Below are 19,774 nucleotides of genomic sequence, written 5' to 3' on the forward strand. Positions count from 1 at the left end.
GTGTGCGCGGATGGCAGGCATGCGTTTCACAGACTGGAATGGTGAGATCCGATGGCGAACGAAGAGACTCTCCGCGACTACCTCAAATGGGTGACGACCGACCTCTACAACACGCGTCAGCGACTGCGTGAGGTGGAGGAACGCAGCCACGAACCGATAGCGATCGTCGGAATCGGCTGCCGGTACCCCGGTGGAATCCAGGCTCCGGAGGACTTCTGGAACCTGCTCTCCACCGGCCGGGACGGGGTCGCCGGAATTCCGACCGACCGCGGCTGGAACATCGAGGAGCTCTACGCGGAGGACCCGGACGGCATATCGCAGGTGCGCGAGGCCGGGTTCATCGCGGACGCCAGCGGATTCGACGCGGGGTTCTTCGGTGTCAGCCCGCGGGAAGCGGTGGCGATGGACCCGCAGCAGCGCGTGCTGCTGGAGGTCTGCTGGGAGGCGCTGGAGCGGGCGGGCATCGACCCGACCTCGCTGCGCGGCTCGCTGACCGGTGTGTTCGCCGGCGCCGCGCTGTCCGGCTACGGCTTCGGCACGGACGAGGACCTGGACGTCCACCTGATGACCGGGACGTCGACCAGCGTCATCTCCGGCCGGGTGTCGTACTCGCTGGGCCTGGAGGGCCCGGCGGTGACGGTGGACACCGCCTGCTCGTCGTCCCTGGTGGCGCTGCACCTGGCCGCCCAGGCGGTGCGCTCGGGCGAGTGCACGCTGGCCCTGGCCGGCGGCGTCACGGTGACCGCCATCCCGATCATGTTCACCCAGTTCTCCAAGCAGCTCGGGCTGGCCCACGACGGACGCTGCAAGGCGTTCTCGGCGGAGGCCGACGGCATGGGCATCGCCGAGGGCGCGGGCATGGTCGTCCTGGAGAAGCTGTCCGACGCCCGGCGCAACGGGCACCCGGTGCTCGCGGTGATCCGCGGCTCGGCGATCAACCAGGACGGCGCGTCCAACGGCCTGGCCGCGCCGAACGGTCCCTCGCAGCAGCGGGTGATCCGCGCGGCGCTGGCCAACTCCCGGCTGTCGGCCGCCGACGTGGACGTGGTCGAGGCGCACGGCACGGGCACCACGCTGGGCGACCCGATCGAGGCCCAGGCGGTGATCGCCACCTACGGCCAGGGCCGCCCGGAGGACCGTCCGGTCTTCCTCGGCTCGGTGAAGTCCAACATCGGGCACACCCAGGCCGCGGCCGGCGTCGCGGGCGTCATCAAGATGGTGCTGGCGCTGCAGAACCAGCGCATGCCGCAGACCCTGCACGCGCAGGAGCCGTCGCCGCACATCGACTGGTCGGCGGGCGACGTCCGGCTGCTGAACGAGGCCGAGTCCTGGCCCGCCGGCGAGCGGGTGCGCCGCGGTGGCGTCTCCTCGTTCGGCGTCAGCGGCACCAACGCGCACGTCATCATCGAGGAGGCCCCGGTCGAGGAGGCCGAGCCGGCGGAGGCCGTCGACGCCGGCGCCCCGGCCGAACCCGGCGCCCCGGAGGGCGGGGCGCCGGTCGTCGCGGAGGTCGTGGCACCGCTGGTGTCGGGCGCCGAGGCGTGGCTGGTGTCGGGCCGTTCGGCGGACGGGCTGGTCGCCCAGGCGGACCGGCTGCGCGACTGGATCGCCGCGCGGCCGGCCCTGGAGCCGGCCGCGGTGGCGCGGTCACTGGTGACCACGCGCGCGGCCTTCGAGCACCGGGCCGTGGTGCTGGGCACCGACCGGGCCGCACTCATGGGCGGCCTGGGCCAGTTGGCCGGCGGTCAGCAGACCGCCTCGGTCGTCGCGGGGGTGGCGCACGCGAGCGCGCGGGCGGTCTTCGTCTTCCCGGGCCAGGGCTCGCAGTGGCTCGGCATGGCCACCGAACTGGCGGCCGGCAGCCCGGTGTTCGCCGCGCGGCTGGCCGAGTGCGCGGCGGCGCTGGCGCCGTACGTGGACTGGTCGCTCGCCGACGTGCTGGCCGGCGCCGAGGGCGCGCCCGCGCTGGAGGCGGCCGACGTCGTGCAGCCCGTGCTGTGGGCGGTCATGGTCTCGCTGGCGGCGGTCTGGGAGGCCGCCGGGGTGACCCCCGAAGCGGTGGTGGGCCACTCGCAGGGCGAGATCGCCGCGGCCACCGTCGCGGGCATGTTGAGCCTGGAGGACGCGGCCAAGGTCGTCGCGCTGCGGTCCCGGGCGCTGCGGGCGATCACCGGCATCGGCGGGATGCTGTCGGTGACCGAGCCGGCCGCCCGGGTGGAGGAGCGGCTCGGACGCTGGGCGGGCCGGCTCTCGCTGGCCTGCGTCAACGGCCCCTCGGCGGTGGTGGTCTCCGGCGAGGCGGCCGCTCTGCGGGAGCTCCAGGAGGAGCTGAAGGCCGATGGTGTGCGCGAGCGGATGGTCGCGGTCGACTACGCCTCGCACTGCGCGCAGGTGGAGCGGCTGGAGGAGGAGATCACCTCCCTGCTGGCCGGGGTGACGCCGCGCGCCGGGCGGATCCCGATGATCTCGGCGGTCACCGGCGAGATGCTGACCGGCGAGGAGCTGGGCGCCGGGTACTGGTACGCGAGCCTGCGGGCCACCGTCCGGTTCGAGCGGGCGGTGCGGACCCTGGCCGGCCTCGGCCACCAGGTGTTCATCGAGGTCTCCCCGCACCCGGTGCTGATCGCCCCGATCACCGACACCCTGGAGGAGGCCGCCGTCGACGCCGGCCCGGCCGTCCAGGCCGGGCGGGTCTGCGGCACCCTGCGCCGGGACGACGGCGGGGCGCTGCGCCTGCTCACCTCGCTCGCCGAGGCCTTCGTGGCCGGGGTGCCCGTCGACTGGGCGCGGGTGCTGCCCGCCGCCGACCAGGTCGAACTGCCCACCTACGCCTTCCGCCACGAGCGGTACTGGCCGAAGGGCATGCTCGCGCTGCCCGGCGCGGCCAGGGCCGGGAGCGGCGACCCGGCCTCACTGGGCCTGGGCACCGTCACCCACCCCCTGCTGCGCGCCGTGGTCGAACTCGCCGGCGACGCCGAACTGGTGTGCACCGGACGGCTGTCGCTGCGCACGCACGCCTGGCTCGCCGACCACGCGGTCGGCGGCGTGGTGCTGCTGCCCGGCACCGGCTTCGTCGAGATGGTGGTGAGCGCCGGCCACCAGGTGGGCTGCTCGCTGCTGGAGGAGCTGACCCTGCAGTCGCCGCTGGTGCTGCCCGCGGACGGCGCCGGCGTCCAGGTCCAGGTGGTGGTGACCGCGGCCGACGCCGAGGGCCGCCGCCAGGTGGACGTGTTCTCCCGCCCCGACCGCCCCGAGGAGGAGCAGGTCTGGGTGAAGCACGCCGCCGCGGTGATCGCCCCCGCCCCGGCCGCCGCCGAACCGGAGGAGGACCTCACGGTCTGGCCGCCGCGCGGGGCCGAGGCGCTCGACATCAGCGACCTGTACACCGTGCACCTGGCCGACATCTACGGACCGGCGTTCCAGGGACTGCAGGCCGTCTGGCGCCGCGGCGAGGACATCTTCGCCGAGGTGGCCCTGCCGGAGGAGGCCGGGGACCCGGCCTCGTACGGGCTGCACCCGGTCCTGCTGGACGCGGCGCTGCTCGCGGGCGTGGTGGCCGAGGCGGCCGAGGCACAGGAGTCCGGCGACGCCCAGCAGGGCCAGATCCGGATGCCGTTCGCCTGGACGGGCGTCGCGCTGCACGCCGCCGGGGCGCCGGTCCTGCGGGCCCGGCTGCGCCGGGACGCCCAGGGCAGCCTGACGCTGACCGCGGCCGACGCCACGGGCCGGCCGGTGGTGACGGTGGACTCGCTGATCACCCGCCCGGTCTCGCCGGAGCAGTTGCAGAGCGCCGACGACTGGATCCGCGACGCGCTGTTCACCGTCGAGTGGGCGCCGCTGCCGCAGGGCGCGGTGCAGGAGGGGCCGTGGGCGCTGGTCGGCGCCGACCGCTTCGCCGTGGCCGAGCAGCTGGCCGCCGCCGGGATCCCGGTGCACGGCTACCCCGGCATCGCCGAACTGGCCGCCGCCACCGCCGAGGGGGAGGTCTCGCCCCGCGTGGTGATCGCCTGCGTGAGCGGCGAGGGCGTCGACGGGACGGCCGTGGCCGCCCGTCAGGTCGCCGGTGAGGCCCTGGAGCTGGCGCAGGACTGGCTGGCCGCGGCCGAGCTGGAGCCCGCGCAGCTGGTGGTCGTCACCCGTGGCGGCGTGGCCGTGCAGGCCGGCGACGCGGTGGCGGACCCGGCCGTGGGCGCGGTCTGGGGCCTGCTGCGCTCGGCCCAGCTGGAGAACCCCGGCCGGTTCGTCCTGGCCGACCTCCCCGCGGACGGCGGTGACGGCGAGGTGGCCGCGCTGCCGGCCGTGCTGGGCAGCGGAGAGCCCGAGGTGGCCGTCCGCGAGCGGAAGGGCTACGGCCGGCGCCTGACCCGCCCGGCGGGCGACCTGGTGGTCCCCGACCGGACGGCGGCGGCGGAGCGGCCGGCCGACCAGGACCCGCGGACGGTGCTCGTCACCGGTGGCACCGGAACGCTCGGCGGTGTGGTCGCCAAGCACATGGTGGCCACCGGACGGGCCGGCGGGGCCGTGCTGCTCAGCCGCTCCGGCCCGGGCGCCGCCGGGGTGGCCGCGCTGGCCGCCGAGGTGGCCGAGCTGGGCGGCTGGGTCCGGGTGGTCGCGTGCGACGTGGCCGACCGGGACGCGCTGGCCGGGGTGCTGGACTCGCTGCCGGCCGACTGCCCGCTGGGCTCCGTGTTCCACGCCGCGGGCATCATCGACGACGGCATGGTCGACTCGCTGAGCGCCGAGCGGGTGTCGGCGGTCATGCGTCCCAAGGTGGACGCGGCCTGGCACCTGCACGAGCTGACCCAGGGCCTGGACCTCGACCACTTCGTGCTGTTCTCCTCGGTCGCGGCCGCGTTCGGTGGTGCGGGCCAGGCCAACTACGCGGCGGCCAACGCCTTCCTGGACGCGCTGGCGGGCGCCCGGCGGGCCGCCGGACTGGCGGGCACCGCGCTCGCCTGGGGCCCGTGGATGCCCGAGGCCGGCATCGGCCGCGGCCTGGACGAGGTGATGCTCCGCCGGATGACCGGTTCGGGCCTCGCCGCGCTGAACGAGCAGGAGGGCCTGGTCCTGCTGGACCTCGCCCTGGAGCGGGCCGAGTCCGTCCTGGTCCCGGCCCGGCTGGACAAGGCCGGCCTGCGGGCGCAGGCGGCCGCCACCGGCATCCCGCCGCTCTGGCAGGTGCTCGCGGACGACTTCATCCCGCGCCGGGCGGCCGTCACCTCGGCCGCCGGGGCCACCGGCGCCGGCGCCGCAGACGTGCTGCGCCAGCAGCTGGCCGGGCTGCCGGGCACCGAACGCGACCGGGTGCTGCTGGACCTGGTCCGCACCCACGCCGCGGCGGTGCTCGGACACGCCTCGGGCGACGCGATCGAGGCCGGCCGTCCGTTCACCGACCTGGGCTTCGACTCGCTGATCGCGGTCGAGTTCCGCAACCGGATGAACCCGGCGACCGGGCTGCGGCTGCCCGCCACCCTGGTCTTCGACTACCCCAACCCGGTCGCGCTCGCCGCGCTGCTGCGCGAACAGCTCGCCGGCGACCTGTCCGAGGACGTGGACCTCGGCGGTCCCGCGGCGACGGCGGCGCTCGCCATGGACGAGCCGGTCGCGATCGTCGGCATGGCCTGCCGCTTCCCGGGCGGCGCGACCAGCCCGGAGGAGCTGTGGCAGATGCTGGCCACCGGCACGGACGGGCTGTCGACCTTCCCGACCGACCGCGGCTGGGACCTCGACTCCCTCTACAACCCGGACGTGGACAACGTCGGGACCTCGTACACGCAGGTCGGCGGGTTCGTCCAGGAGGCCAGCGGCTTCGACGCCGGGTTCTTCGGGATCTCGCCGCGTGAGGCGCTGGCGATGGACCCGCAGCAGCGGCTGCTGCTGGAGACCTCGTGGGAGGCGCTGGAGCGGTCCGGCATCGACCCCGCGACGCTGCGCGGCAGCCAGACCGGCGCGTTCGTCGGCGGTTACGGCTCCTCGTACCTGGCCGTCACGATGGCCGACGAGGAGGAGGTGGAGAGCCTCGGGGCGCACCTGATGACCGGGAACGCGGCCAGCGTGCTGTCCGGCCGGGTCTCCTACGTGCTGGGCCTGGAGGGCCCGGCGGTGACCATCGACACGGCCTGCTCGTCCTCGCTGGTGGCCCTGCACCTGGCGGCCCAGGCGCTGCGCCAGGGCGAGTGCACGCTGGCGCTGGCCGGCGGCGTCACGATCATGGCGAGCCCGGACGGCTTCCGCGCGTTCTCGCACGCCCGCGGTCTCGCGGAGGACGGGCGCTCCAAGGCGTTCTCGGACGCGGCCGACGGCATGGGCATGGCCGAGGGCGCGGGCATGCTCGTGGTCGAGCGGCTCTCCGACGCCCGCCGCAACGGGCACCCGGTGCTCGCGGTGCTGCGCGGTTCGGCGATCAACCAGGACGGCGCGTCCAACGGTCTGACCGCGCCGAACGGCCCCTCGCAGCAGCGGGTGATCCGCGCCGCGCTGGCCAACTCCCGGCTCTCCACGGCCGATGTGGACGTGGTCGAGGCGCACGGGACGGGCACCACGCTGGGCGACCCGATCGAGGCGCAGGCGCTGCTGGCCACCTACGGCCAGGAGCGCGGCGACCGCGGGTCGCTCTGGCTGGGCTCGGTGAAGTCGAACCTCGGACACACCCAGGCGGCCGCCGGTGTCGCCGGGGTGATGAAGATGGTGCTGGCGCTCCAGCACGAGGAGCTGCCGCGGACGCTCTACGCGGACGTGCCCTCCTCGCACGTGGACTGGGAGGCCGGTGACATCAGGCTGCTGAACGAGCCGGTGCCGTGGCCCACCGGGGAGCGGGTGCGCCGGGCCGGTGTGTCGGCCTTCGGCATCAGCGGCACCAATGTGCACGTCATCGTGGAGGAGGCCCCGGCCGAGGAGCCCGAAGCGGTGGAGACCGTGGACGGGCCGGCCGAGGACGTCCGGTCCGCCGCGGTGGTGGAGCTGGATGGGCCGGCCGCGTGGCTGGTCTCGGGCCGGACGGTCGAGGGGCTGACCGCCCAGGCGGGCCGGCTGCGGGAGTGGGTCGCGGCGCGAACGGACCAGGCGCCGGCCGAGGTGGCCTGGTCGTTGGCGACGACGCGGTCGGTCTTCGAGCACCGGTCGGTGGTGGTCGGCACCGAGCACGCCGAGCTGGTCGCGGGCCTGCAGAGCCTGGCCGCCGGTGCGCCGTCGGGTGCGGTGGTGTCGGGGGTGGCGCGGCCGGGTGCGCGGGTGGTGTTCGCGTTCGCCGGTCAGGGTTCGCAGTGGACGGGCATGGGGCGTGAACTGGCGGCGTGCAGTCCGGTGTTCGCGGCGCGTCTCGCGGAGTGCGAGGCGGCGCTGGCGCCGTACGTCGAGTGGTCGCTGAGCGACGTCCTGGCGGGTGCCGAGGGCGCGCCGGAACTGGAGGCGGCGGATGTCGTCCAGCCCGCGCTGTGGGCGGTGATGGTGTCGCTGGCGGCGCTCTGGGAGGCCGCGGGCGTCACCCCGGACGCCGTGGTCGGTCACTCGCAGGGCGAGATCGCGGCGGCGACGGTGGCCGGGATGCTGTCGCTGGAGGACGGCGCCCGGGTGGTGGCGCTGCGTTCGAAGTCGCTGAAGGTCCTGGCGGGCCTGGGCGGCATGTTGTCGGTGAGCCGGTCGGCGGCCGTGGTCGAGGAGCGGATCGCCCGCTTCGGTGAGCGGCTCTCCCTTGCGGCCGTCAACGGGCCGTCGGCGGTGGTGGTTTCGGGTGAGCCGGAGGCCCTGGAGGAGCTGAAGACGGAGTTCGAGGCGGAGGGTGTCCGGGCCCGCCTGGTCGCGGTGGACTACGCCTCGCACTCGGCCCAGGTGGACCGCCTCGAAGCGGAGATCACCGAGGTCCTGGCCGGTATCGCGCCGCGCCGGGGCCGGATCCCGATGGTGTCCGCGATGACCGGCGAGACGCTCACCGGCGAGGAGCTGGACCCCGCCTACTGGTACGGCAGCCTGCGCGCCACGGTCCACTTCGACCGCGCGGTGCGCACCCTGGCCGGTCAGGGCTACCAGGTCTTCGTCGAGGTGACTCCGCACCCGGTGCTGCTCGGTGCGATGAACGACACCCTGGAGGAGATCGCCCAGGCGGCCGGGCCGGGCGCCGTGACGGCCGCCGTCTGCGGCACGCTGCGCCGCGACGACGGCGGCGCCCAGCGCCTGCTGGTTTCGCTCGCCGAGGCCTTCGTCCAGGGCGCGACCGTCAACTGGCGCGCGGTGCTGACCGCCGCCGAACCGGTCGAGCTGCCCACCTACGCCTTCCGCCACCAGCGGTACTGGCCGCAGGGCGCCCTGGCGCTGCCGGCGGCCGGACCGGTCCTCGGCGGGGACGGGGCGAGCACGGCGGCGGAGGCCCGGTTCTGGGCGGCCGTCGAGGGCGGGGACCTCACGCAGCTGGCCGACACGCTGGCCTTCGACGGCGGTCGTCCGTTCAACGAGGTGCTGCCGGCCCTGGCGTCCTGGCGGCGCCGGGAGCAGGACCGGTCGGTGACGGCCGGCTGGCGTTACCGGGTGAACTGGGCGGCGATCGCCGAGCCCGACGCCCGGGTGCTGTCCGGCACGTGGGTGCTGGCGGTGCCGGCCGGCGCGGGCGAGCAGCCGTGCGCTGCCGCGCTGGCGGCGCGTGGCGCGGAGGTGGTCGTGGTCGAGGTCCCGGCGGGTGCCGTGGACCGGGCCGAGGTGGCCGCGCTGCTGGGCGCGGCGGTCGAGCCGTCGGCGGTGGCGGGTGTGCTGTCGCTGCTGGCGCTGGACGAGGCGCCGGTCGCGGAGTTCCCGGTGGTGGCCGGTGGTCTGGCCGGGACGCTGGCGCTGGTCCAGGCGCTGGGCGACGCCGGGATCGGCGCGCCGCTCTGGCTGGCGACGCGCGGCGCCGTGGCGGCCGGTCCGGGTGAGGCGCTGGCCAGTCCGGTGCAGGCGCAGGTCTGGGGGCTGGGCCGGGTCATCGGCCTGGAACACCCGGAGCGCTGGGGCGGGTTGGTCGACCTGCCCGAGGTGCTGGACGAGCGTGCGGGTGTGCGGCTGGTCGCGGTGCTGGCCGGCTGCGGCGAGGAGCAGATCGCGATCCGGACGGCCGGGATCCTCGGCCGCCGGCTGTCGCGGGTGCCGCAGCGCGGCTCCGAGCGGAGCTGGGCGCCGCGCGGAAGCGTGCTGATCACCGGTGGTACCGGCGCCATCGCCGGGCACGTGTCGCGGTGGCTGGCCGGCCTCGGTGCCGGGCGGCTGGTGCTGACCGGTCGCTCCGGTCCGGCGGCCGCCGGGGTCGCGGCGACGGTCGCGGACCTCGCCGCCCGGGGCATGGACGTCGACGTGGTGTCCTGCGACGTGACCGACCGCTCGGCGCTGGCCGGGCTGGTCGACTGGATCGGTGCGACCGGTCCGGCGCTGTCCTCGGTGTTCCACACGGCCGCCGTCCTGGACGACGGCGTGGTCGACCGGCTGTCGGTGGAGCGGCTGGAGACGGTGCTGGCCGCGAAGGCGGCGAGCGCGGTCCACCTGGACGAGCTCACCGCCGGTCTGGACCTGGACGCCTTCGTGCTGTTCTCCTCGGCCGCGTCCACGCTGGGCGGCCCCGGGCAGGGCAACTACGCGGCGGCGAACGCCTTCCTGGATGCTCTGGCGGAGAACCGCCGCAGCCGCGGGCTGGCCGGTCTCGCGGTGGCCTGGGGCCTGTGGGGCGGCGGCGGACTCGCGGAGTCCAACGAGGCGATCCGGTCGCGGATGCGCCGGATCCCGATGCCGCCGATGGACCCGCAGCTGGCCGTCCGGGCGCTGGCCGAGTCGCTGGACGGCCCGGAGCCCGTCGTCACGGTGATGGACGTCGACTGGCGGCAGCTCGGCACCGCGCCGGGCACGGCCGACGTGCTGGACATGCCGCTGGTGCGCGACATGCCCGAGATCCGCCGGCTGGCCGCCGACCGGGCGGGCGCCGCGGACACCACCCGCAACGACGGCGAACTGGCCCACCGGCTCGCCGGGTTGGGCCGGGCCGAGCAGGACCGGGTGCTCACCGACATGGTCCGGGCACAGGCCGCCGCCGTCCTGGGCCACTCCTCGGCGGAGATGGTGCAGGCCAGGCAGGCGTTCAAGGACCTGGGCTTCGACTCGCTGACCGCGGTCGAGCTGCGCAACCAGCTGAACGCGGCGACCAGGCTGCGGCTGCCCGCCACGCTGGTGTTCGACTACCCCACCCCGGTCGCCATGGCGGAGTTCCTGCGCGGCGAGCTGGTCGGGGAGCAGACGGGCGGGACTCCCGCCCCGGTGGCCGCCGTGGTGGCCCCGGTGGTGGACGAACCGCTGGCGATCGTCGGGATGGCCTGCCGCTTCCCCGGCGGTGCGGGCACACCGGAGGAGTTCTGGCAGCTGCTCGCCTCGGGCGGCGACGCGGTGGGCGGGTTCCCGACCGACCGCGGCTGGGACCTCGACGGCTTCTTCGACCCGGACGGGGGGACGGCGGGGACGTCGTCCACCCAGTCGGGCGCGTTCCTGCGCGGCGCCGCGGAGTTCGACGCGGGCTTCTTCGGGATCTCGCCGCGCGAGGCGCTGGCGATGGACCCGCAGCAGCGACTGATGCTGGAGACCTCGTGGGAGGCGCTGGAGCGGGCGGGCATCGACCCGGCCTCGCTGCGGGGATCGTCCACCGGTGTGTTCGCCGGCGGATTCGGGTCCGGCTACGCCATCGGCATGGCGTTGACGGGCCAGGACTCCTCGGGCGTCGAGGGCCACCTGATGACCGGCAACTCGACGAGCGTGCTGTCCGGCCGGGTCTCCTACGTGCTGGGCCTGGAGGGCCCGGCGGTGACCGTGGACACCGCGTGCTCGTCCTCGCTGGTGGCGCTGCACCTGGCGGCCCAGGCGGTGCGCTCGGGCGAGTGCTCGCTCGCGCTGGCCGGCGGTGTCACCGTGATGGCGACGCCGTTCTCCTTCGTCGAGTTCTCGCGCCAGCAGGGTCTGGCGACGGACGGCCGGTGCCGGGCGTTCTCCGAGGACGCCAACGGGACCGGCTGGGCCGAGGGCGCCGGCGTGCTGGTGGTGGAGCGGCTGTCGGACGCGCAGCGCAAGGGCCACAAGGTGCTCGCGGTGATCCGCGGTTCGGCGATCAACCAGGACGGCGCCTCCAACGGCCTGTCCGCGCCGAACGGCCCGTCGCAGCAGCGGGTGATCCGGGCGGCGCTGGCCAGTGGCCGGCTGACCGCCGCCGACGTCGACGTGGTCGAGGCGCACGGCACCGGTACGACGTTGGGCGACCCGATCGAGGCGCAGGCGCTGCTGGCCACCTACGGCCAGGAGCGGGCCGGCGGGCAGCCGCTGTGGCTGGGGTCGGTGAAGTCCAACATCGGGCACACCCAGGCGGCCGCCGGTGTGGCGGGCGTGATCAAGATGGTGCTGGCGCTGCAGAACGAGCGGCTGCCGCGGACGCTGCACGCCGAGGTGCCGTCCTCGCACGTGGACTGGACGGCCGGTGACGTCAGGCTGCTGACCGAGTCGGTGCCGTGGCCGTCCGCCGGGCGTCCGCGCCGAGCGGGTGTGTCGGCCTTCGGGATCAGCGGGACCAACGCGCACGTCATCGTCGAGGAGGCGCCGGCCGCAGTCGAGGCTTCCGCGACGGTGTCGGCTCCGGTGGTGTCGGGTGCCGGTGCGTGGATCGTCTCGGGCCGGTCGGCCGAGGGGCTGACGGCCCAGGCGGGGCGCCTGCGCGAATGGATGTCGGTGCGCTCCGACCTGGCGCCCGTGGATGTCGCGTGGTCGCTGGCGGCGACCCGGTCGGCGTTCGAGCACCGGGCCGTGGTGCTCGGGGCCGGGCGTGACGAGCTGATGGCGGGGCTGGGGAGCCTGGCCACCGGGGCGTCTTCGGCCGCGGTGGTGTCGGGTGTGGCGCGGGCGGATGCCCGGGTGGGTCTGGTCTTCGCGGGTCAGGGCTCGCAGTGGGTCGGGATGGGCCGGGGCCTCTACGAGGGCAGCACGGTCTTCGCCGAGGTCTTCGACCGGGTGTGCGGGCTGCTGGAGCTGGAGTTGGGCGTCTCGGTCCGGGACGTCGTGCTCGGCGCCGAGGGTGTGGACGAGGCGCTGGCGCAGCAGACGATGTACGCGCAGGCCGGTCTGTTCGCCTTCGAGGTCGCCGTCGCGGCGGTGCTGGAGGCCGCGGGCGTGACGCCGGACGCGGTGGTGGGTCACTCGGTGGGCGAGGTCGCGGCCGCGTATGTGGCCGGGGTGCTGTCGCTGTCCGAGGCCTCGCGGCTGGTGGCGGCTCGGGCACGCCTGATGCAGGCGCTGCCGGCGGGCGGGGCGATGGCGGCGGTCAACGTCCCGGAGGCCGAGGTGCTGGCGGAGCTGGTGCCCGGTGTGGTGATCGCGGCGGTCAACGGCCCGGAGTCGGTGGTGGTTTCGGGTGAGGTCGAGGCCGTCGATGAGGTGGTGGAGCTGTGGCGGGAGCGGGGTCGCCGGGTGCGGCGGCTGCGGGTCTCGCACGCCTTCCACTCGCCGGCGATGGACCCGGTGCTGGACGAACTCACCGCCGTCGCGGCCGGGTTGGAGTACCACCGCCCGAACATGATGTGGGCGGGCGCGCTCACGGGTGAGCTGGTCACCGAGCCCGAGGCGGGCTACTGGCCGGCGCAGACGCGGGGAGCGGTGCGCTTCGCCGACGCGGTCGCGACGCTGGCCCGCGAGGGCGTCTCGGTGTTCGTCGAGGTCGGCCCCGACGGATCGCTCTCCTCGCTGGGCCCCGACGCCGTGGCCGGCATCGGGAGCGAGGAACCCGTCTTCGTCCCGCTCCAGCGGCGCGACGAGCAGGGGGTGACCGGCCTGCTGGGCGGTCTCGCCCAGGCCTTCGTCAACGGCGCCGGGGTGGAGTGGAGTTCGGTGCTGCCGACCGGTACGCCGGTCGAGCTGCCCACCTACGCGTTCCGGCACCAGCGGTTCTGGCCGGAGGGCATCCTGGCCCTGCCGGTCGCCGGTGGGGACGGCACGAGCACCGAGGCGGAGGCCCGGTTCTGGGCGGCCGTCGAGGGCGGGAACCTCACGCAGCTGGCCGACACGCTGGCCTTCGACGGCGGTCGTCCGTTCAACGAGGTGCTGCCGGCGCTGGCGTCCTGGCGGCGCCGGGAGCAGGACCGCTCGCTGACCGCCAACTGGCGCTACCGGACCGCCTGGTCGGCCGTCGCCGAGCCCGACTCCGGCGTGCTGTCGGGGACGTGGCTGGCGGTGGTGCCGGCCGGAGCGGCCGAGCAGGCGTGCGCGGCCGCCTTGGCGGCGCGTGGCGCGGAGGTGGTCGTGGTCGAGGTCCCGGCGGGTGCCGTGGACCGGGCCGAGGTGGCCGCGCTGCTGGCCGGTGCGGTCGAGCCGTCGGCGGTGGCGGGTGTGCTGTCGCTGCTGGCGCTCGACGAGACGCCGGTGCCCGGCCACCCCGCGGTGACCGGCGGCACGGCCGCCACCCTGGCACTCGTCCAGGCGCTGGGCGACGCCGGGATCGCCGCCCCGCTCTGGCTGGCGACGCGCGGCGCCGTGGCGGCCGGTCCGGGCGAGGCGCTGGCCCACCCGCTCCAGGCGCTCGTCTGGGGGCTGGGCCGGGTCGTCGGCCTGGAACAGCCGGACCGCTGGGGCGGGTTGGTCGACCTGCCCGAGGTGCTGGACGACCGGGCCGGTGCCCGACTGGTCGCCGTGCTCGCCGGCTGCGGCGAGAACGAGATCGCGATCCGGGCGGCCGGGATCCTCGGCCGCCGGCTCACCCGGGCCGCCCAGCTCCGCGGCAAGGACCGCTGGGCACCGCGCGGCAGCGTGCTGATCACCGGCGGCACCGGCGCCATCGCCGGGCACGTCGCCCGGTGGCTGGCCGGTCGCGACGCCCCCCGCCAGGTGCTGACCAGCCGTTCCGGCCCCGCCGCGAGGGGGGCGGCGGCGCTCGCCGCCGAACTCGCGACGGCCGGCTCCGCGGTCGACGTCGTCGCCTGCGACGTGACCGACCGCTCGGCGCTGGCCGGGCTGGTGAGCTGGATCGGCGGGACCGGTCCGGCGCTGTCCTCGGTGCTGCACACCGCGGCGGTGCTGGACGACGGTGTCGTGGACCGGCTCTCGGTCGAGCGACTGGAGACGGTGCTGGCCGCGAAGGCGTTGAGCGCGGCCCATCTGGACGAGCTCACCGCCGGCGTGGACCTGGACGCCTTCGTACTCTTCTCCTCGGTGTCCTCGACGATCGGCGCCGCCGGTCAGGGCAACTACGCGGCGGCGAACGCCTTCCTGGACGCCCTGGCGGAGAACCGCCGGGGCCGGGGGCTGGCCGCGCTCACCGTGGCCTGGGGTGCCTGGGCCGGCGGTGGCATGGCGGAGTCCAGCAGCGTGGTGCAGGCCCGGGTCAAGCGCGGCCCGATGCCGGCGATGGACCCGCAGCTCGCCGCCCGCGCCCTGGGCGAGGCCCTGGAGGGCCCGGACGCCCTGGTGACGGTGATGGACGTGGACTGGGCGCTGCTGGCGTCCGGACCGGGCGCGGCGGACCTGCCGAAGCGCCCGCTCGTCCGGGACCTGCCGGAGATCCGGCAGCTGGCCTCGGCCGGCGGGAGCGCGGCGGCCGTGGTCCACGCCGAGGGAGAGCTGGCCCACCGGCTGGCCGGGCTCGCCCGGGCCGAGCAGGAGCGGGTGCTCACCGAGGTGGTGCGGGCCGAGGTCGCGGTCGTGCTGGGGCACGCCTCGGTCGACGCGGTCGAGGACCGGCGCGCCTTCAAGGACCTGGGCTTCGACTCGCTGACCGCGGTCGAGCTGCGCAACCGCCTGGGCGTGGCGACCGGCATCCGGCTGCCCGCCACCCTGGTGTTCGACTACCCGACCCCGGTGGTCCTCGCCGAGTTCCTGCGCGGCGAGCTGACCGGGAGGGTGGCGGACGCCGCCGCTCCGGTGTCCACCGCCGCGGCGGTCGCGGCGGCGGACGAGCCGCTGGCGATCGTCGGGATGGCCTGCCGCTTCCCGGGGGGTGCGGGCAGCCCGGAGGAGTTCTGGCGGCTGCTGGCCTCGGGCGGCGACGCGGTGGGCGCCTTCCCGACCGACCGCGGCTGGGACCTGGAGGGCTTCTACGACCCGGAGCGCGGCAACGCGGGGACGTCCTACACCCGGTCGGGTGCCTTCCTGCGGGACGCGGCCGAGTTCGACGCCGCGTTCTTCGGGATCTCGCCGCGCGAGGCGCTGGCGATGGACCCGCAGCAGCGGCAGCTCCTGGAGACCTCGTGGGAGGCGCTGGAGCGGGCGGGCATCGATCCGGCCTCGCTGCGGGGATCGTCGACCGGTGTGTTCGCCGGCGGCTTCGCCTCGGGCTACGGCTTCGGGGTGACGCTGGCGAGCCAGGGCGACTCCGGCTCCGAGGGCCACGTGATGACCGGGAACGCGACGAGCGTGCTGTCCGGCCGGGTCTCCTACGTGCTGGGCCTGGAGGGCCCGGCGGTGACGGTGGACACGGCGTGCTCCTCGTCGCTGGTGGCGCTGCACCTGGCGGCCCAGGCGGTGCGCTCGGGCGAGTGCTCGCTCGCGCTGGCCGGCGGAGTCACCGTGATGGCGACGCCGGGGACGTTCATCGACTTCTCGCGGCAGCAGGGTCTGGCGGCGGACGGCCGCTGCCGGGCGTTCTCCGAGGACGCCGACGGGACCGGCTGGGCCGAGGGCGCGGGCATGCTCGTGGTCGAGCGCCTGTCGGACGCGCGCCGCAACGGGCACAAGGTGCTCGCGGTGCTGCGCGGCTCCGCCGTCAACCAGGACGGTGCGTCCAATGGTCTGACGGCGCCCAACGGTCCGTCGCAGCAGCGGGTGATCCGGGCCGCGCTGGCCAGTGGCCGGCTGACCGCCGCGGACGTGGACGTGGTCGAGGCGCACGGCACGGGGACCACGCTGGGTGACCCGATCGAGGCGCAGGCGCTGCTGGCCACCTACGGCCAGGAGCGGCCGGAGGGGCGGCCGTTGCTGCTCGGCTCGGTGAAGTCCAACATCGGGCACACCCAGGCGGCCGCCGGTGTGGCGGGCGTGATCAAGATGATCCTCGCCCTCCAGCACGAGGAGCTGCCGCGGACGCTGCACGCCGAGGTGCCGTCCTCGCACGTGGACTGGTCGGCGGGGGAGGTCAGCCTGCTGACGGAGCCGGTGCCGTGGCCGTCGGACGGGCGTCCGCGTCGTGCGGGTGTGTCGGCCTTCGGGATGAGCGGTACCAACGCGCACGTCATCGTCGAGGAGGCGCCGGCGGCCGTCGAGGCTACCGGGACGGTGTCGGCGCCGGTCCTCTCGGACGCCGGTGCGTGGCTGGTGTCGGGCCGGACGGCCGAGGGGCTGACGGCCCAGGCGGGCCGGCTGCGCGAGTGGATGGTGGCGCGGCCGTCGGTGGATCCGGCGGATGTCGCGTGGTCGCTGGCGGCGACCCGGTCGGCGTTCGAGCACCGGGCCGTGGTGCTCGGGGCCGAGCGCGGCGAGCTGATGGCGGGGCTGGGGAGCTTGGCCGCCGGAGCCTCGTCGGCCTCGGTGGTGTCGGGTGTGGCCCGGGCGGGTGCCCGGGTGGGTCTGGTCTTCGCGGGTCAGGGTTCGCAGTGGGTCGGGATGGGCCGGGGCCTCTACGAGGGCAGCGCCGTGTTCGCCGAGGTCTTCGACCGGGTGTCCGGGCTGCTGGAGCTGGAGTTGGGTGTCTCGGTCCGGGACGTGGTCCTGGGCGCCGAGGGCGTCGACGAGGCGCTGGCGCAGCAGACGCTGTACGCGCAGGCCGGGCTGTTCGCCTTCGAGGTCGCCGTCGCGGCGGTCCTGGAGGCCGCCGGTCTGACGCCGGACGCGGTGGTCGGTCATTCGGTGGGCGAGGTCGCGGCCGCTTATGTGGCCGGGGTCCTCTCGCTGGAGGACGCGGTGCGGCTGGTGGCGGCGCGGGCTCGCTTGATGCAGGCGCTGCCGGCGGGCGGGGCGATGGCGGCGGTCAACGTCTCGGAGGCCGAGGTGCTGGCCGAACTGGTGCCCGGAGTGGTGATCGCTTCGGTGAACGGCCCGGAGTCCGTGGTGGTTTCGGGTGAGGCCGACGCGGTGGACCACGTGGTGGAGCTGTGGCGGGAGCGGGGTCGCCGGGTGCGGCGACTGCGGGTGTCGCACGCCTTCCACTCGCCGGCGATGGACCCGGTGTTGGACGAACTCGCCGCTGTGACAGCCGGGTTGGAGTACCACCGGCCGAACCTGATGTGGGCGGGCGCGCTTTCGGGTGAGCTGGTCACCGAGCCCGAGGCGGGCTACTGGCCGGCGCAGACCCGCCAGGCGGTGCGCTTCGCCGACGCGGTGGCGACGCTGGCCCGCCAGGGTGTCTCGGTGCTCGTCGAGGTCGGCCCCGACGGGTCGCTCTCCTCGCTGGGCCCGGACGCGGTGGCGGGCGTCGACGGTGACGAGGCCGTGTTCGTCCCGCTCCAGCGGCGCGACGAGCAGGGGGTGACCGGCCTGCTGGGCGGTCTCGCCCGGGCCTACGTCAACGGCGCTGCCGTGGAATGGAGTTCGGTGCTGCCGACCGGTACGCCGGTCGAGCTGCCCACCTACGCGTTCCGGCACCAGCGGTTCTGGCCGGAGGGCATCCTCTCGCTGCCGACGGCCGCGCCGGCGGTCGGCGGGGACGGTACGAGCACCGAGGCGGAGGCCCGGTTCTGGGCGGCCGTCGAGGACGGCGATCTGGCGGGCATCGCCGACACGCTGGCCATCGAGGACCAGCACCGGCTCGGCGAGGTGCTGCCGGCGCTGGCGTCCTGGCGGCGCCGGGAGCAGGACCGGTCGATGACCGCGAACTGGCGCTACCGGGGCGGCTGGGCGGCGATCGCCGAGCCCGACGCCCGGGTGCTGTCCGGCACCTGGCTGGTGGTCGTGCCGGCCGGAGCGGGCGAGCAGGCGTGCGTTGCCGCGCTCGCCGACCGTGGTGCCGAGGTCGTCACGGTCGAGGTCCCGGCGGGTGCCGTGGACCGGGCCGAGGTGGCCGGGCTGCTGGGCGCGGCGGTCGAGCCGTCGGCGGTGGCGGGCGTGCTGTCGCTGCTGGCGCTCGACGAGACGCCGGTGCCCGGCCACCCCGCGGTGACCGGCGGTCTGGCCGCCACCCTGGCGCTGGTCCAGGCGCTGGGCGGCGCCCGGATCGGCGCGCCGCTCTGGCTGGCGACGCGCGGCGCCGTGGCGGCCGGACCGGGAGAGGCGCTGGCCCACCCGGTGCAGGCGCAGGCCTGGGGGCTGGGCCGGGTCGTCGGCCTGGAACAGCCGGACCGCTGGGGCGGGTTGGTCGACCTGCCGGAGACCGTCGACGAGCGGGCGGGTGCGCGACTGGTCGCGGTGCTCGCCGGCTGCGGCGAGAACCAGGTCGCGATCCGGGCGGCCGGGATCCTCGGCCGCCGGCTCACCCGGGCCGCCCAGCCCCGCGGCACCGCCCGGTGGACACCGCGCGGAAGCGTGCTGATCACCGGCGGTACCGGCGCCATCGCCGGGCACGTGTCGCGGTGGCTGGCCGGCCGCGAGGCGGAGCGGCTGGTGCTGACCGGTCGTTCCGGTCCGGCGGCCGCCGGGGTCGCGGCGACGGTCGCGGACCTCGCCGCCCGGGGCATGGACGTCGATGTGGTGTCCTGCGACGTGACCGACCGCTCGGCGCTGGCCGGGCTGGTGGAGTGGACGGGGAAGACCGGTCCGGCGCTGTCCTCGGTGCTGCACACGGCCGCCGTCCTGGACGACGGTGTCGTGGACCGGCTGTCGGTGGAGCGGCTGGAGACGGTGCTGGCCGCCAAGGCGGCGAGCGCGGTCCACCTGGACGAGCTCACGGCCGATCTCGACCTGGACGCCTTCGTGCTGTTCTCCTCGGCCGCGTCCACGCTGGGCGCCGCCGGACAGGGCAACTACGCGGCGGCGAACGCCTTCCTGGACGCCCTGGCGGAGAACCGCCGCAGCCGCGGCCTGGCCGCGCTCACCGTCGCCTGGGGTGCCTGGGCCGGTGGCGGAATGGCCGGGTCCAGCAAGGTGGTCCGGGCGAGGGTCGAGCGGGCCCCGATGCCGGCGATGGACCCGCAGCTCGCGGTGCGCGCGCTGGGCGAGTCGCTGGACGGCCCGGACGCCGTGGTCACGGTGATGGACGTCAACTGGGCCGAGCTGGTGGCCTCGCCGGGCCCGGTGGACCCGCGGGAGATGCCGCTGGTGCGGGACCTGCCGGAGATCCGCCGGCTGGCCGCGGCGGGTGCGAACGGCGGCGCGGTCCGCGAGGAGGGCGGACTGGCCCGGCAGCTGGCCGGGCTCGGCCGGGCCGAGCAGGAGCGGGTGCTCACCGAGGTGGTGCGGGCCGAGGTGGCCGTCGTGCTGGGGCACGCCTCGGCCGACGCGGTCGAGGACCGGCGCGCCTTCAAGGACCTCGGCTTCGACTCGCTGACCTCGGTCGAACTGCGCAACCGGCTGAACGGTGTGACGGGGCTCCGGCTGCCCGCCACGCTGGTGTTCGACTACCCCACCCCGAACGCCCTTGCCGCGTGGCTGCGAACCGAGGTTGTCTCGGACGAAGCGGTGTCGGTGCCGGTCCTCGCGGAGCTCGACCGGCTCGAAGCCGCCCTCCGCACCGGGTCGATGGCGGACCAGGTGCGGGAGGAGGCCACCGACCGGCTGCGCCGGCTGCTGGACGCCATCGGTGACCAGGCCGCCGACAAGAGCAAGGAACGGCGCGAAGCGGAACTCCGGGAAGCGACCGACGACGAGCTGTTCGCTCTCGTCGACGAACTGGAGTGACGCCTGCCAGGCCCTGACGGGCTCCGTTCGAACCCGGGCT

General features: G+C 75.7%; 1 protein-coding gene. It reads left to right on the forward strand.

Going from position 1 to position 19,774, the window contains the following annotated elements; genetic code table 11:
• Positions 1-51 precede the first annotated feature (51 nt).
• Positions 52-19,734 (forward strand): type I polyketide synthase, encoded by a 19,683-nt coding sequence (locus tag ACZ4UX_RS20975; RefSeq protein WP_465707769.1) that lies wholly within the window; start codon positions 52-54, stop codon positions 19,732-19,734.
• Positions 19,735-19,774 lie beyond the last annotated feature (40 nt).

This window comes from Kitasatospora sp. NPDC028961 (genome assembly GCF_055564815.1).

What these genes read in the sequence shown, in the direction of transcription:
- ACZ4UX_RS20975 (WP_465707769.1), top strand. Translation starts at nt 52, where the DNA reads ATGGCGAACGAAGAGACTCTCCGCGACTACCTCAAATGGGTGACGACC.